Consider the following 14,256-nt stretch of genomic DNA (forward strand, 5'->3'; position numbering starts at 1 on the left):
CGCTTCGTGATCTGACTTGCCGCAGCTGTTTGAGCGGAGTTCGAAGAACGCAGCGAGTTCTGCGGCACCACCCCAGAGCCGAGCATCGCAGGTTGCCCGCAGCGAAGCGAAGGGACGCAGACTGGGGGTCGCTTTTTCTTGGCCCACCTTCTTTTGGCGACGCAAAAGAAGGTGGGTGCGCCGCCGGGCGCACATCCCGGCCTCTGCACTTCGCAAAGACATGTGGCAACCATCGACACCAAGGCAGGCCCACAAAACAAAAACGGCCCACCGAAGTGAGCCGTTCTTGATGTGCAAAAAAGCAGAAGAAATTACTTCTTGCCCTTGCCCTTGCCCTTGGCGTCGGCAGCAGGAGCGGCTTCGGCAGGGGTCTCGACGACCACGACCGGAGCAGCCACGGACACCAGAACGGGGTTGTTCTTGTTGCCACGGATCACGGCGGTCACGCCCTTGGGCAGCTTGATGTCCTTGAGGTGCAGCGAAGAGCCCTTTTGCAGCTTGGACAGGTCCACAGCGATGAACTCAGGCAGGTCCGAAGGCATGCACGACACGTCGAGTTCGTTCACGACGGGGTTCACCAGGCAGTGGTCCACCTTCACGGCGGGGGATTCTTCCGCGCCGCTGAAGTGCAGTGGCACCTTCATGTGCAGCTTGGTCTTGGCATCCACGCGCTGGAAGTCGATGTGCAGCACGAGTTGCTTGTAGGGGTGGTATTGCACGTCACGCAGCAGGACCTTGCTGGTGCTGCCGGCGACTTCCATGTCCAGCACGCTGGAGTGGAAGGCTTCCTTCTTGAGGGCGTGCCACAGTGCGTTGTGGTCGATCTCGATCAGTTGGGGTTCAGCGGTACCGCCGTAGACGATGCCAGGCGTCTTGCCCGAATTGCGCAGACGGCGGCTCGCACCCGTACCTTGCTTGGCGCGCTCAAAAGCGACGAAGTTCATGATAACTAGCTCCTGAAAAGGACAGACCGCGACCAGTCGTGTCCTGTTTTAAAAAGGCCTGCCACAGGGCAGGCCACATTGCGTTCCCGAACCAACCAATGGACAAGCCTCCCGAAGGAGGCTTGGTGTCCAGCGTTCTGCAAAACCAAGGGCCTCCTGCGAGGCCCGGGGCTTTTTAGAACAGGTTTTCCTGATCCGAGAACAGACTCATCACCGACTCACCCTTGGCAATGCGCTGGATCGTTTCGGCGATCAGCGGGGCCACGGAGAGCTGGCGGATTTTGGCGCATCCCTTGGCGTTGTCGTTCAAGGGAATCGTGTTGGTCACCACCACTTCATCGAGGGCCGAGCCCTTGGCGATGCGTTCGATGGCAGGACCCGAGAAAATGGGGTGCGTGCAATAGGCGTACACGCTCTTGGCGCCGCGCTCCTTGAGCACTTCGGCGGCCTTCACCAGCGTACCGGCCGTGTCGATCATGTCGTCCATGATCACGCAGTTGCGGCCTTCGATCTCGCCGATCACGTGCATGACTTCGGACACGTTGGCCTTGGGGCGGCGCTTGTCGATGATGGCCAGGTCGCAGTTCAGCTGCTTGGCCAGCGCACGGGCACGCACCACGCCACCCACGTCAGGGGAGACGACGATCAGATCTTCGTAGTTCTTCTGGCGCAGGTCGCCGAGCAGCACGGGCGATGCATAGATGTTGTCGACCGGGATGTCGAAGAAGCCCTGGATTTGGTCGGCATGCAGGTCCATGGTCAGCACGCGGGCCACGCCCACGGCCTGCAGCATGTTGGCCACCACCTTGGCGGTGATGGGCACGCGCGACGAGCGGGGGCGGCGGTCCTGGCGGGCGTAGCCGAAGTAGGGGATCACGGCGCTGATGCGCTCTGCCGAGGCGCGCTTGAGCGCATCGACCATGATCAGCAGTTCCATCAGGTTCTCGTTCGTGGGCGCGCAGGTGGACTGCACCACGAACACATCGCGCGCACGGACGTTCTGCTTGATCTCGACGGTCACTTCACCGTCGGAGAAACGGCCCACGTCGGCGGCGCCGAGGGTGGTCCCGAGGTGTTGGGCGATTTCAGCTGCCATGCCAGGATTGGCATTGCCGGTGAATACCATGAAGTCGGGTTGATTGCCTTGCATGAGCGTCCCAGCGGTCTGAAATAAAAGCCCGTACGCGAGAGAAAGCGCGTGAAAGAAATTTGGCAGGGGAAGAAGGATTCGAACCTTCGCATGCCGGAATCAAAATCCGGTGCCTTAACCAGCTTGGCGACTCCCCTACACAGGTCAACTGCCGAAAGCAGCCAACCTCAATTCTCGTTCGATGCCCACCCAGCCAGAGGATGAACCATCAAATTGTCACATGCTCTGACCTGCCAGTCGCCCGGGGCGTCTTCCAGATCCACCGCATGTGGCATTTGCGCAAACACCGCACTTCCAGAGCCTGTCATCCTGGGCTGCAACCCGCGTTGTTCAAGCCATCTCAGGGCTTGCTTCACATCGGGGCACAGTGCCTCGGCAACCGGCTGCAGATCATTTCGACCGAAGTCAAAGTGTGTTGCAGCAAAGCCTAAGATTGTAGCACACTCAGAATCGCGTTTCAGATTCGGCGAAGAAAAAATTGCTTTTGTCTCCAAACCTGCTGCGGGCTTGACGACCGCGAAGCGCGCTTGCTGAAGTTGCTGTGCACTCTCAAGCGGCGTTATTGTCTCACCAATTCCTTCGACAAAAGCGTTCGTGCCGCATAAAAAAAACGGCACGTCTGCGCCGAGGGTCAGGCCGATCTTCTGCAGCGCCTGGCGCGAGAGGTTCAAACCCCACAGCCGGTTGAGCGCCAGCAGCGTGCTGGCCGCATCCGAAGAGCCTCCGCCCATGCCGGCCTGCGCCGGCACACGCTTCATGACACCGATGTGTGCGCCCTGGGTGCAGCCCGTGGCCGACTGCAGTGCATGCGCCGCGCGCAGCACCAGGTCCATCTCGGGCAGGGGCGGGCCCAGGTCCTCGCGGCTGATGGCACCGTCCGGGCGGCGTTCGAAATGCAGGGTGTCGCACCAGTCGATGAGCATGAACACCGACTGCAGCAGGTGGTAGCCATCGGCGCGCCGGCCGGTGATGTGCAGAAAAAGATTGAGCTTGGCCGGAGCCGGCACGTCGTACAGGGCTTGCATGGGAGGAAGGAAAAGGCAGGGCGCTCAGTGGCTGAAGGCGATGCGCAGTGTGGCCTCGGGAGCGGGGTCGTGGCGCCGAGCCACCAGCCGGCCGTCAGCACTGCCCGAGAGATCGGCCTGCCAGCCGGTGGCCGTGGCCTGCTTGCCGCCCAGCCATTCGAAGATGGCCGCCACCGGGATGGCCGTGCCGGTGGCCTGGCGCAGCAGCTCATCGAGTGAGGTGGATTCGCGTGTCTCCTGCCCGGTGGTGAGCTGGGCGCGCCCGGCCTCCCACTGCAGCCGCGCCAGGGTGTTGCCCAGCGGGCTGGTCAGCACCAGTTCGCCCTTGTCGGGGTTGCCCTGCAGGTCGAACAGCGAGGAGAACGACTGCGATGCCTGGCCCTCCACCTGCAGTGACAGGCGGCCCGACCAGGATGCGGTGCCGGGCTCGGCAATGCGGGGCGGCTGGGCGCAGCCCGTGAGCCACAGCGTGCAGGCCAGGGCCAGCCATGCCATCCACTGGCGCAGCGGCAGGCCGTGGCCACGCCCTCCGGCGATGCCGCCGCCCGTTGCGCGCATCAGGGCTTGGCCCCCAGGCGCTTCAGGGTGTCCTTGAGGCTGTCGTTGTCGGGGTTCAGGCGCAGGCCTTCGCGCCAGATCCCGAGCGCCTTGTCGCGCTCGCCCATGCTCCAGACGACTTCACCCAGGTGGGCCGCGATCTCGGCATCGGGCCGGGCCTTGAAGGCGGTCTCGAGCAGGCTGCGCGCCTTGGCCTTGTTGCCCATGCGGAACTCCACCCAACCTAGGCTGTCGGTGATGAAGGGGTCTCCCGGGGCCAGTTCCAGGGCCTTGGCAATCAGCTGCCGGGCCTCGGGCAGGCGCTGGCCGCGCTCGGCCAGCGAGTAGCCCAGCGCGTTGTAGGCGTGGTGGTAGTCGGGCTGGCGCGCGATGATCTGGCGCAACAGCTTTTCCATGGTGTCGAACTGGCCGACCTTCTCGGCCAGCATGGCCTGGTCGTAGAGCAGTTCGCCATCGTCCGGGGCCAGTGCCACGAGCTCGGTCTGCACCTCCAGGGCTTCCTTGAACAGGCGCTGGTCGCGCAGCAACTGCACCTCGGCCAGCAGTTTCATGCGCTTGTCGTCTTCGGTCACGCCGGGCAGGGCGCGCAGCAGCGCGCGGGCCTGTGCGATCTTGCCTTGCTTGGCGAGCAGGGAGGCGCGGCGGCTTTGGGCGCTGAACAGCTCGCTCGAATTCTCGATGCGGGCCAGCCAGCCTTCGGCCGCGGCGAAGTCGCCACGCTTTTCGGCAATCTGCGCGTACAGCAGGTAGGCCTGGTTCAGGCTGCGCTGGCGTGCTTCGCGGTTGATGTCCGGGCCCTCGATGAGCGTCAGAAAACGCTTGAGCGAGGTTTCGGCCAGGTCCAGGCGGTTGTCCTGCAACTGCAGGGTGGCCAGGATCAGCCAGGGCTCGGGCAGGTCCGGCTTGGCGCGGGTCACGGCTTCGAGCTGGGTCTTGGCCTCGCCGTATTTCTGCTGGCCCAGCAGCACACGCGAGTAGGCCATCTTCATCTCGGGTGTGGCCTGCGGCTGGCTGGCGAAATATCGCGTCACCAGGGCTTCTCCTTCGGGCACGCTCTCTTCCTGCAGTTCCATGCCCAGCCGGGCGGGGCCTTCGCTGGTCGGGTCCAGGTCCTGGGCGGCGCGGGCGCTGGCCAGCGCGCCGGTCTTGTCGCCGGCGGCCAGGCGCACGCGCCCGATGGCAATGTGTGCAGCGGCCGCATTGGCGGGCTTGGCCAGTTCGTCTGCCAGGGCCTGTTCGACCACCTTCGCGGCCAGGGGCTTGTCGCTGGCGCGGGCGAACATCTGGGGCACGATGCCCAGGATGGTGGGCTTGGCCTGGACCGGCGCCTGGGCCAGCTCCTGGCGCAGCAGCTCCGGGGTCTCGCCGATGCGGTTCAGGGCGATCAGGATCTGCAGCACGTAGCGGTTGGCTTCGCGCGAGTCCGGCTGGGCTTCGCGCCAGGCCTTGGCCGCTGCCAGCGCATGGTCGCCCGCGCGCGCCTGCAGGGCCATGTCGGCAGCCCGCTGGTAGAGCTGGGGGTTGTTGGTGCGCCGCGCCGCCTCCAGCATGAGGGCGTAGCCCGTGCCCGCCTCGCCGGTGCGGGCGTTGATCTCGCCCATGAGGATTTCATAGAACAGCTCGGCGTCCAGGGCCGGGTTGCTGCTGGAGGCGTCGTCGGGTGCCGGTTCGGCCGCCGGGGGCGCCGTGCTGCCAGGGGGCTGCTGCGCGTAGCCCACGCTGGCCACTGCTGCAAAAGCAACTGTCAATACGGCAGACCGAAAGTAGTTTGAAGGCACCATCGACCCATAATAATCCATGCATGACTACCTGTTCGTGAGGGCTTTGGATGCCTGAGTTGCCCGAAGTGGAAGTAACAAGGCGCAGCTTTGCGCAGGCCATCGCTGGCGCCCGGGTCACGGCCGTGCGGCTGGGCAAGCCGCTGCGCTGGCCGCTGGGAGGCGACGGCGATGCCTTGGTGGGGCGGCAGGTCCTGGGTGTGCGCCGCCGCGGCAAGTACCTGCTGGTCGATCTGGACCTGGGCATCCTGCTGGTGCACCTGGGCATGTCCGGCAGCCTGCGCTTTGCGCACGGCCTGCCGCCGCCGGGCCCGCACGACCATTTCGACCTGGTCACCACCCAGGGCACCTTGCGCCTGCACGACCCACGGCGTTTCGGCGCGGTGGTGCATGCTGCGGGCGAGGCCGATGCCGTGGCGCAAAAGCTGCTGGGGGGGCTGGGCATGGAGCCCCTGTCCGAGGATTTCACCCTGGACGCCTTCAGCCGGGGCATCAAGGCCAGCCGCGTGCCCATCAAGCAGATGCTGCTTGCGGGCAAGGTCGTCGTCGGGGTCGGTAACATCTATGCATCGGAGGTACTGTTTCTGTCGGGTATTCGCCCGCAGACGCCCTCGGCGCGCATCGGCCCCGCCAGAATGGGGCGCCTGCACGCCGCCATACGCCAGGTGCTGGAGCGTGCCGTGGAGCTCGGGGGCAGCACGCTCAAGGACTTCTCCAACGCCGACGGCGCCTATGGCAGCTACCAGGCCCACGCCAACGTGTACGGGCGCGAGGGGGCGCCCTGCAAGGTCTGCGGCACGCCCATCCGGGCCCTGCGCCAGGGCCAGCGCAGCAGCTATTTTTGCCCCCGCTGCCAGCGCGCGTGAGGGCTGCCGGAGGGCGGCTTGGCCGGCCGAGTGTGGCGTATGCGGCCCATCGTGACGGGTAAGCACCATCCACAGCTATGGCTGGCGGGCAGTCGATGCTATATTTTGTTCAGTTCAGAAACAGTCGTTATCGAACGCCGGGAGCAAAGTGGGACCTTCATTCAACGAGCAGTTTGACCAGCATGGCGCGTGGAGACGTGCGTTCGCTCAGCAGCTCAAGCAGCTGGCCGAGTGGATGTCTTCGCACGAGCTGATGGACGCATCCGTGCAGGAGCGCCTGCAGCGCCTGGAGAGCCAGGTCCGCACCGACAAGGTGATGGTCGCGTTCGTTGCCGAGTTCTCGCGCGGCAAATCCGAGCTGATCAACGCGATCTTCTTTGCGGACTATGGCCGGCGCATCATGCCCGCCAGCGCGGGGCGTACCACGATGTGCCCCACCGAACTGGGCTACGACGCCGACTTCGCACCCAGCCTGCGCCTGTTGCCCATCGAGACGCGCCTGCAGATGCACGGCCTGGCCGAGTGGCGCCTGCGGCCCGAGCGCTGGCAGGAGATCCCCCTGGACGTGAACGATCCCGACCAGATCGCCAAGGCCCTCGAAAAGGTGGCCGAGGTGCGCCGGGTTAGTCTGGACAATGCCCGCGCGCTGGGTTTCTGGCACGACGACCTGGTGGACGAGAACCCGATCCCCGACGCCAATGGCCTGGTCGAGGTGCCCATGTGGCGCCACGCCATCATCAATATCCCCCACCCCCTGCTCAAGCAGGGGCTGGTGATCCTGGACACCCCGGGCCTGAACGCCGTGGGCGCCGAGCCCGAACTCACGGTGAACCTGATTCCCCAGGCCCATGCCGTGGTGTTCATCCTGAGCGCCGATACCGGGGTGACCCGCTCGGACCTGTCCATCTGGCGCGAGCACCTGGCCACCTCGGCCGAGAGCCTGGACGGCCGGCTGGTCGTGCTCAACAAGATCGACACCCTGTGGGATTCACTCAATTCCGCCGAGCAGATCCAGGCGCAGATGGTGCGCCAGGTCAATACCGCGGCCGAGATGCTGGGCGTATCCCCCGACAAGGTGGTGCCCGTGTCTGCCCAGAAGGGCCTGGTCGCCAAGATATCGGCCGACGACCTGCTGCTGGAGACCAGCGGCCTGCCGGTGCTCGAGGAGGCCCTGGCCAAGGGCATCATGGGCCAGCGCCAAGCCATCCTGCGTGCGGCCGTGGCCACGGGCGTCGCCGGCCTGCGCGCCGAGACCGGGCGTGTCATCAACATCCGCCGGCGCGACCTGGACGACCAGATGGCCGAGCTGCGCAGCCTGCGCGGCAAGAACGCCTCGGTCATCGAGTCCATGCGCCAGCGCATCGAGCAGGAGCAGCACGAGTTCGACCTCTCCGCCTCCAAGATCCAGGCGGTGCGTGCCGTGCACCTCAAGCTGCTGCGCGACGTGTTCCAGCAGCTGGGTTCCAAGGCGCTCAAGGTGGAACTGGCCGAACTGGCGCAGCTGTTGCAGCAAAAGGGCCTCAAGCTCGGCGTGAAGAAGATCTACGTGCAGACCTTCGACAAGCTGCGCGGCACGCTGGACAAGGCCCAGGCCTCGGGCACCGAGATCCAGGCCATGCTGGGCGGCACCTTCCGCCAGCTCAATGCCGAGTTCGGTTTCTCGCTGCAGGTGCCTCCGCCGCCACAGCTGGAGCATTTTGCGCACGACCTCTCGCAGATCGAGCAGAGCCACCTGCAGTACCTGGGCCTGGGCAACTCACTCAAGCTGGCCCAGCCCGAATTCTCCGAGCGCCTGGTGCGCGCCCTGGCCATGCGCCTGCGCACCGTGTACGAATCCGCCGCCAACGACCTGGAGCTGTGGAGCAAGTCTGCCACGGCACAGCTCGACGCGCAGCTGCGCGAGCGCCGCCGCAGCTTTGCCCGCCGCATGGAGGCGGTGGACCGCATCCAGCAGGCCGCCAGCGGGCTGGTGGAGCGCATCGCTGAAATCGAGCAGGGCGAGGGTGAGCTGATCCAGCTGGAGCACCGCCTGCAGGAGCTGACCGCGCAACTGATCGCGCCGCCGGACGCCGAGCAGGCCGCACCCGAAGAGTCCTCCGTGGACGTGGCCTTGCCGCTTTGATGGACGCGCGGGCGGGCGGGGTGGCCCAGCGCGTGGTGCGCTGGCAGGCGACGGCCGGGCGCAACCACCTGCCCTGGCAGAACACGCGCGACCCGTACCGGGTCTGGCTGTCCGAGATCATGCTGCAGCAGACGCAGGTGAGCACGGTGCTGGGCTACTACGCCCGCTTCCTCGAAAAATTCCCCGATGTGCAGGCCCTGGCCCGCGCGCCGCAAGACGAGGTCATGGGCCTGTGGAGCGGCCTGGGCTATTACAGCCGGGCGCGCAACCTGCATGCCTGCGCCCAGGCCGTGGTGGCCCTGCATGGCGGCGCCTTTCCGCGCACGGCCGAGGTGCTGGCCACCCTGCCGGGCATCGGCCGGTCCACGGCCGGGGCCATCGCCTCCTTCTGCTTTGCCGAGCGCACGCCCATCCTCGATGCCAATGTGCGCCGCGTGCTCACGCGGGTGCTGGGCTTCGATGCCGACCTGGCCGTGGCGAAGAACGAGCGACTGCTCTGGGACCAGGCCGAGGCGCTGCTGCCGGTGGAGGACCTGGCCAACGCCATGCCGCGCTACACCCAGGGCCTGATGGACCTGGGCGCCTCGCTGTGCAGCCCGCGCGCGCCCGATTGCCCACCCTGTCCGCTGGTGGACATCTGCGTGGCCGGCCAGGCCGGTGATGCCGAGCGCTACCCGGTGCGCACGCGCAAGCTCAAGCGCCGGGCCGAATCCTGGTGGCTGCTGGTGATGCGGGATGCAAAGGGCCGCGTGTGGCTGGAGCGCCGGCCCGACTCGGGCATCTGGGCCGGGCTGTTCTGCCTGCCGGTGTTCGCCGACGAGGCGCACCTGCACGACCACCTGGCCCACCTGCCCAACCCGGTGGCACCAGGGCAGACCGAGGCACTGGGGGCCTTCCTGCATGTGCTGACCCACCGCGACCTGCACCTGCACCCCGTGGTGCTCAGCGTGCCGGTGGCGCGTGATGCGACCGGCCAGGGCGGCTGGTACGGCGCCAGCGAGTGGGAGGCCATGGGCCTGCCCGCGCCCATCCGCAAGCTGTTGGCAAGCCTCTTCGGCGGCCTGTTGTAAGACAGCCGGGTCAGCGCCCGTCCAGCTCGCGGTGGCGCCGCAGCGTGGCCCAGCGCCGGCCGAAGGCTTCTGCCAGCCGCTCCACCAGATAGACCGAGCGGTGCTGGCCCCCCGTGCAGCCGATGGCCACCGTCACGTAGCTGCGGTGGTTGCGGTCCAGCATTTCCAGCCAATGGGCCAGGAAGCCCTCGATATGGCTTTGCATCAGCGCCACATCGGGTTGGGCGCGCAGAAAATCGGCCACCGGGGCATCCAGCCCGGTTTTTTCACGCAGTTCCGGCTCGTAGTGCGGGTTGGGCAGCATGCGCACGTCGAACACGTAGTCCGAGTCCACGGGCAGCCCCCGCTTGAAGGCGAACGACTGGAACACCAGGGTGAGCTGACCCGGCGCCGTCGCCATCAAGGTCTTTACGTAACTTTGCAATTGCGAGGCACGGATCGCACTGGTGTCGATGACGTGCGCCTCCTCGCGCAGGTCGGCCAGCAGTTCGCGCTCGAGCTCGATGATCTGCACCAGCGCACGGCGGCCCTGCTTGAGCGCGTCCGGGGTCAGCTCGTCGTGCGACAGCGGATGGCGCCGGCGCGTTTCGGAAAAGCGCCGCACCAGGGTGTCGATGGTCGCGTCCAGGAACAGCGAGTGCACGACCACGCCCTGCTTGCGCAGCCGGTCGAGCTCCAGCGGCACCAGCGGCAGCGAGGTGGCGCTGCGCACGTCCATGGCGATGGCCACGCGGTTGCCGTGGTGGCGGTGCTCCAGCGATACGAAGGCCGGCAGCAGCTCGGGCGGCAGGTTGTCCACGCAGTAATAGCCCGCATCCTCCAGGGCATGCAGGGCCACCGACTTGCCCGAGCCGGACATGCCGGTGATCAGCACGATCTCAAGCGCCATCGGTCTGTTTCCTCCTCTTGGGGCGGCGCACGGGGGCAGCGGGCGGTGCGATGGCGAGCATCTCGCGCGCGTGCGCCACGGTCGCCTTGCTGGAGTCGTCGCCGCCCAACATGCGCGCCATTTCGGATATGCGGCCATCGCCCTGCACGGCCACCACCTGGCTGGCCGTGCCCTTGGCGCCGCTGCGCTTGGAGACCACCAGGTGGTGGTCGGCGCGCGCGGCCACCTTGGGCAGGTGGGTGACGGTGAGCACCTGGCGGTCGCGCCCCAGTTGCTGCATGAGCCGGCCCACGGTGTCGGCCACGGCCCCGCCCACGCCCGAGTCCACCTCGTCGAAGATCAGCGTGGGGGCTTCACCCAGGGCGCTGGTGGTGACCGCGATGGCCAGCGAAATGCGCGACAGCTCGCCGCCCGAGGCCACCTTGCCGATGGGCCGCGGGCTTGTGCCCGGGTGGCCCGCCACGAGGAAGGCCACATCGTCCGTACCGTGGGCGGCGGGCTCGGCCAGCTTGCCCAGGGCCACCTCGAACTGGCCGCCGGCCATGCCCAGGCCCTGCATGGCCTGGGTGATGGCGGTGGACAGCCGGGGCGCGCCCTTGGCGCGCGCCAGCGATAGCGCGCGCGCCGCAGCCTGGTAGGCCCGGGCGCTGGCGGCCTCGGCCTTTTCCAGGGCCACCAGGTCGGCCGCCGCATCGAGCTGCTGCAGCTCGGCCTTCCAGCCGTGCAGCAGGGCGGGCAGTTCCACCGGGCTGCGCTTGTAGCGCCGCGCCAGCGTCATCCACAGCGACAGGCGCGCATCCACGGCGGCCAGGCGCTCGGGGTCCAGGTCGTTGTGGCGCAGGTAGGCGTGCAGCGAATGCACGACATCGCCGGCCTGCGCCACCGCGGAGTTGAGGATGTCGGCGGCGCTGGCGAATTCGGCCTCCAGGTGCTCATGGCCCTGCAGCAGGTCCTGCGCGCGCGAGAGGCCGTCCAGCGCGCCGCCCCCATCTCCGTCCCCGCCGGACAAGACGGCAATGGCGGCGTTGGCCGCATCCATCAGCGCCGAGGCGTTGGACAGGCGCCTGTGCTGGGCGTCAAGCTCGGGCCATTCGTCATCGCCCGGGGCCAGCTTGTCCACCTCGGCGATCTGCCACTGCAGGCGCTCGCGCTCCCGCTGCAGGGTGGACTGCGCGGCGCGGGCCTGGGCCAATGCCTTCTGGTCCTGGCGCCACTGGTGCCAGCGCTCGACCGTGGGGCGGTCGCTGGTACCCGCGTAGGCATCGAGCAGGCCGCGCACCGATTCGGGCCGGGTCAGGCTCTGCCAGGCATGCTGGCCATGGATGTCGAGCAGCAACTCGCCGAGCGCGCGCAACTGCGTGGCCGTGGCGGGCGTGCCGTTGATCCAGCCGCGGCTCTTGCCCTGGGTATCCACCGTGCGGCGCAACAGCAGCAGCTCCTCACCCTCCAGCCCGGCCTCTTCGAGCCAGGGCCGGATGTGGGTCGGGGCGTCGAACTCGGCGCACACGTCGGTACGTGCGCAGCCCTCGCGCACCAGGGCGGCATCGGCGCGGGCGCCGAGCACCAGTTGCACGGCGTCGATGAGGATGGATTTGCCGGCACCGGTCTCGCCGGTGAGCACGGTGAAGCCGCTTTGCAGGTCCAGCTCCAGCGCCTCAACGATGACGAAATCACGCAGCGTGATGCGCCTCAGGGCCATGGTCAGGAGCCTCCTTCGTTCCAGCGCAGCTTCTTGCGCAGGGTGGCGAAGTAGTTCCAGCCCAGCGGATGCAGAAAGCGCACGCAGTGCTCGGAGCGCTGCACCAGGATGCGGTCGCCGTGCAGCAGCGAGGCCAGCGACTGCATGTCGAAATTGGCGCTCACGTCGCGGCCGCTGACCACTTCCACGGCGATCTCGGTGGCGTCCGACAGCACGATGGGCCGGTTGGACAGGGTGTGCGGCGCGATCGGCACCAGCACCCAGCCGGGAATCGAGGGATGCAGCATCGGGCCGCCGGCCGACAGCGCATAGGCCGTGGAGCCCGTGGGCGAGGCGATGATCAGGCCGTCGGCCCGCTGGTTGGCCACGAAGCGGCCGCCCACCTCCACGCGCAGCTCCACCATGCCCGAGGTGGCGCCCCGGTTCACGACCACGTCGTTCATCGCCAGCGCCTCGAAGACCACCTGCCCGTCGCGCACCACGCGGGCATGCATCAGTGGGCGCAGGTCCTCCTCGTACTCACCCTGCAGCATCGGGGGCAGGGTGGTCTGGTAGGTGCCGAAGGGGATGTCGGTGATGAAGCCCAGCCGCCCCTGGTTGATGCCGATCAGCGGTGTCTTGTGGCGCGCCAGCTGCCGGCCTATGCCCAGCATGGTGCCGTCGCCCCCCACCACCAGGCCCAGCTCGCACTGGGTACCGATGGTGTCCACGTCCATCGCAGGATAGCCGGACAGGCCGGTGTTGGCGGCGGTCTCGGCTTCCAGGGCCACGATGCAGCCCTGGCCTTGCAGGAACTGGGCGATGTCCTGCAGGGCCTGGCGCGAGCCCTCGGTCATGGAGGAGGCGCCTGCAGCCGATGCCTGCTGGTACTTGCCGATGAGCGCTACATGGCGGAAATTGGAGGGCATCGTCAAATTACATCATTGTTGTGGGAACTCGGAGCCTGGGCGGGGCCTTGCGTCGGGCGCGGTGGCCATAACGGCGGCGGGCACAGGGTCCGGTGCGAAAAGGTGGTTCAATGCTAGTGCATCCCATGCGGACTTCTCTGTACAACGATAGACGAAACGCGACAGGGAAACACCCACTTCCCTCATTAAAATCGACCGCATGCTTGATGATCGTGCCAAGTTGCTGCTCAAAGCGCTCGTAGAGCGCTACATAGCCGACGGCCAGCCCGTCGGCTCGCGCACGCTATCGCGCGCCTCCGGCATGGACCTGTCGCCAGCGACCATCCGCAACGTGATGGCCGACCTCGAAGAGCTGGGCCTGATCGCCAGCCCGCACACCTCGGCAGGGCGCATTCCCACAGCCAAGGGCTACCGGTTGTTCGTGGACACCATGTTGACGGTGCAGCGTGACCCTTTGATTTCACCCCCGCTGGCTCCCGAGCAGCCGCAGAAGGTGATCGCCAACGCCGCCAACCTGCTGTCCAACCTGTCGCAGTTCGTGGGTGTGGTGATGGCACCACGGCGCACCTCGGTGTTCCGGCACATCGAATTTTTGCGGCTTTCGGAGCGGCGTTTCCTGGTGATCATCGTCTCGCCCGAGGGCGACGTGCAGAACCGCGTGATCTTCACCGACATCGACCACTCGCAGTCGCAGCTGATCGAGGCCGCCAATTTCCTCAACGCCAACTACGCCGGCCTGGCCATGGAGCAGGTGCGCGAGCGCCTCAAGTCCGAGGTGGATGCGCTGCGCGGCGAGATCGGCACGCTCATGCAGGCCGCCGTCAACGTCGGCTCGGAGGGGGAGGCGCAGGACGAGGTGGTCATCTCGGGTGAGCGCAATCTGCTGTCGGTGAGTGATTTCTCCAGCGACATGGGCAACCTGCGTCGCGCCTTCGACCTTTTCGAGCAGAAGACGCAGATCCTGCGCCTCATGGATTTCTCCAGCCAGGCCGAGGGCGTGCGCATCTACATCGGCGGCGAAAGCCAGGTCGTTCCGTTCGAGGAACTCTCCATCGTGAGCTCTCCCTACGAGGTGGATGGCAAGGTGGTGGGCACGCTCGGCGTGATAGGCCCCACGCGCATGCCCTACGACCGCATGATCCAGATCGTGGACATCACTTCCAAGCTGGTGTCCAACGCGCTCAGCCACCGCCGTTGAACACCGGCTTGCCCCTACAATACCGCGTGCCCCATCTTCGGTCAGGTAC

At 66.9% G+C, this 14,256-nt stretch carries 13 protein-coding genes and 1 tRNA gene; 4 read left to right on the forward strand and 10 right to left on the reverse strand.

Features of this window, described 5'->3' with window-relative positions; translation table 11 throughout:
- The 7 genes from AC07PA_RS29700 to AC07PA_RS29730 all read right to left on the reverse strand — a co-directional run.
- Positions 1 to 297: hypothetical protein (locus AC07PA_RS29700; protein ID WP_494655410.1), on the reverse strand; the 297-nt coding region annotated here is incomplete at its 3' end.
- A 14-nt stretch (positions 298 to 311) separates the two neighbouring features.
- Complete coding sequence (locus tag AC07PA_RS29705; protein ID WP_007855539.1) at positions 312 to 944, reverse strand: 50S ribosomal protein L25/general stress protein Ctc; 633 nt, start codon at positions 942 to 944, stop codon at positions 312 to 314.
- 175 nt (positions 945 to 1,119) lie between these two features.
- Positions 1,120 to 2,094 carry a ribose-phosphate pyrophosphokinase gene (locus AC07PA_RS29710; protein ID WP_007855540.1) on the reverse strand — a complete coding sequence of 325 codons (975 nt, stop codon included), beginning with the start codon at positions 2,092 to 2,094 and terminating at the stop codon, positions 1,120 to 1,122.
- A gap of 60 nt (positions 2,095 to 2,154) precedes the next feature.
- Positions 2,155 to 2,231 (reverse strand) — tRNA-Gln (locus AC07PA_RS29715).
- 30 nt (positions 2,232 to 2,261) lie between these two features.
- Entirely contained in the window at positions 2,262 to 3,119 is an 858-nt protein-coding gene (ispE, locus tag AC07PA_RS29720; RefSeq protein WP_494609859.1) for a 4-(cytidine 5'-diphospho)-2-C-methyl-D-erythritol kinase, read from the reverse strand.
- A 24-nt stretch (positions 3,120 to 3,143) separates the two neighbouring features.
- A complete protein-coding gene (locus AC07PA_RS29725; protein ID WP_494609860.1) occupies positions 3,144 to 3,677 on the reverse strand; it encodes a lipoprotein insertase outer membrane protein LolB in 534 nt (177 codons plus the stop codon).
- Positions 3,677 to 5,476 carry a tetratricopeptide repeat protein gene (locus tag AC07PA_RS29730; protein WP_494609861.1) on the reverse strand — a complete coding sequence of 600 codons (1,800 nt, stop codon included), beginning with the start codon at positions 5,474 to 5,476 and terminating at the stop codon, positions 3,677 to 3,679. Before AC07PA_RS29730 ends, AC07PA_RS29725 begins: the two co-directional genes overlap by 1 nt.
- A gap of 29 nt (positions 5,477 to 5,505) precedes the next feature.
- On the opposite strand from AC07PA_RS29730, the gene mutM reads away from it, so the two are divergent.
- From mutM to mutY, 3 genes are all read left to right on the forward strand, one after another.
- The gene (gene mutM / locus AC07PA_RS29735; protein WP_494609862.1) at positions 5,506 to 6,321 is read left to right on the forward strand and encodes a bifunctional DNA-formamidopyrimidine glycosylase/DNA-(apurinic or apyrimidinic site) lyase; all 816 of its coding nucleotides are present in this window, start codon (positions 5,506 to 5,508) and stop codon (positions 6,319 to 6,321) included.
- Between the two features lie 148 nt (positions 6,322 to 6,469).
- Positions 6,470 to 8,443 (forward strand): dynamin family protein, encoded by a 1,974-nt coding sequence (locus AC07PA_RS29740; RefSeq protein WP_494609863.1) that lies wholly within the window; start codon positions 6,470 to 6,472, stop codon positions 8,441 to 8,443.
- Positions 8,443 to 9,513, forward strand: a complete 1,071-nt coding sequence (gene mutY / locus AC07PA_RS29745; RefSeq protein WP_494609864.1) for an A/G-specific adenine glycosylase — start codon at positions 8,443 to 8,445, stop codon at positions 9,511 to 9,513. Before AC07PA_RS29740 ends, mutY begins: the two co-directional genes overlap by 1 nt.
- Before the next feature lie 10 nt (positions 9,514 to 9,523).
- Here the strand turns inward: mutY and rapZ are convergent, their stop codons facing one another.
- The 3 genes from rapZ to AC07PA_RS29760 are packed head-to-tail and all read right to left on the reverse strand — an operon-like array spanning position 9,524 to position 13,009.
- Positions 9,524 to 10,402, reverse strand: a complete 879-nt coding sequence (rapZ, locus tag AC07PA_RS29750) for an RNase adapter RapZ (RefSeq protein WP_007855550.1) — start codon at positions 10,400 to 10,402, stop codon at positions 9,524 to 9,526.
- Complete coding sequence (gene recN, locus AC07PA_RS29755) at positions 10,392 to 12,101, reverse strand: DNA repair protein RecN (protein WP_494609865.1); 1,710 nt, start codon at positions 12,099 to 12,101, stop codon at positions 10,392 to 10,394. Before recN ends, rapZ begins: the two co-directional genes overlap by 11 nt.
- A gap of 2 nt (positions 12,102 to 12,103) precedes the next feature.
- Positions 12,104 to 13,009, reverse strand: a complete 906-nt coding sequence (locus AC07PA_RS29760) for an NAD kinase (RefSeq protein ID WP_494609866.1) — start codon at positions 13,007 to 13,009, stop codon at positions 12,104 to 12,106.
- Positions 13,010 to 13,208: 199 nt separating this feature from the next.
- Between AC07PA_RS29760 and hrcA the strand changes: the two genes are divergently transcribed.
- Positions 13,209 to 14,207, forward strand: coding sequence for a heat-inducible transcriptional repressor HrcA (gene hrcA, locus AC07PA_RS29765; RefSeq protein ID WP_007855554.1), 999 nt, complete (start codon positions 13,209 to 13,211; stop codon positions 14,205 to 14,207).
- The last annotated feature ends 49 nt before the right edge of the window (positions 14,208 to 14,256 follow it).

Source organism: Acidovorax sp. GW821-FHT09B03 (genome assembly GCF_059418305.1).

Excerpts from the sequence above, each read along its gene's own strand:
- AC07PA_RS29705 (WP_007855539.1), bottom strand. The coding sequence starts at position 944 with ATGAACTTCGTCGCTTTTGAGCGCGCCAAGCAAGGTACGGGTGCGAGC.
- AC07PA_RS29710 (WP_007855540.1), bottom strand. The coding sequence starts at position 2,094 with ATGCAAGGCAATCAACCCGACTTCATGGTATTCACCGGCAATGCCAAT.
- ispE (WP_494609859.1), bottom strand. The coding sequence starts at position 3,119 with ATGCAAGCCCTGTACGACGTGCCGGCTCCGGCCAAGCTCAATCTTTTT.
- AC07PA_RS29725 (WP_494609860.1), bottom strand. The coding sequence starts at position 3,677 with ATGCGCGCAACGGGCGGCGGCATCGCCGGAGGGCGTGGCCACGGCCTG.
- AC07PA_RS29730 (WP_494609861.1), bottom strand. The coding sequence starts at position 5,476 with ATGGATTATTATGGGTCGATGGTGCCTTCAAACTACTTTCGGTCTGCC.
- mutM (WP_494609862.1), top strand. The coding sequence starts at position 5,506 with ATGCCTGAGTTGCCCGAAGTGGAAGTAACAAGGCGCAGCTTTGCGCAG.
- mutY (WP_494609864.1), top strand. The coding sequence starts at position 8,443 with ATGGACGCGCGGGCGGGCGGGGTGGCCCAGCGCGTGGTGCGCTGGCAG.
- rapZ (WP_007855550.1), bottom strand. The coding sequence starts at position 10,402 with ATGGCGCTTGAGATCGTGCTGATCACCGGCATGTCCGGCTCGGGCAAG.
- recN (WP_494609865.1), bottom strand. The coding sequence starts at position 12,101 with ATGGCCCTGAGGCGCATCACGCTGCGTGATTTCGTCATCGTTGAGGCG.
- AC07PA_RS29760 (WP_494609866.1), bottom strand. The coding sequence starts at position 13,009 with ATGCCCTCCAATTTCCGCCATGTAGCGCTCATCGGCAAGTACCAGCAG.
- hrcA (WP_007855554.1), top strand. The coding sequence starts at position 13,209 with ATGCTTGATGATCGTGCCAAGTTGCTGCTCAAAGCGCTCGTAGAGCGC.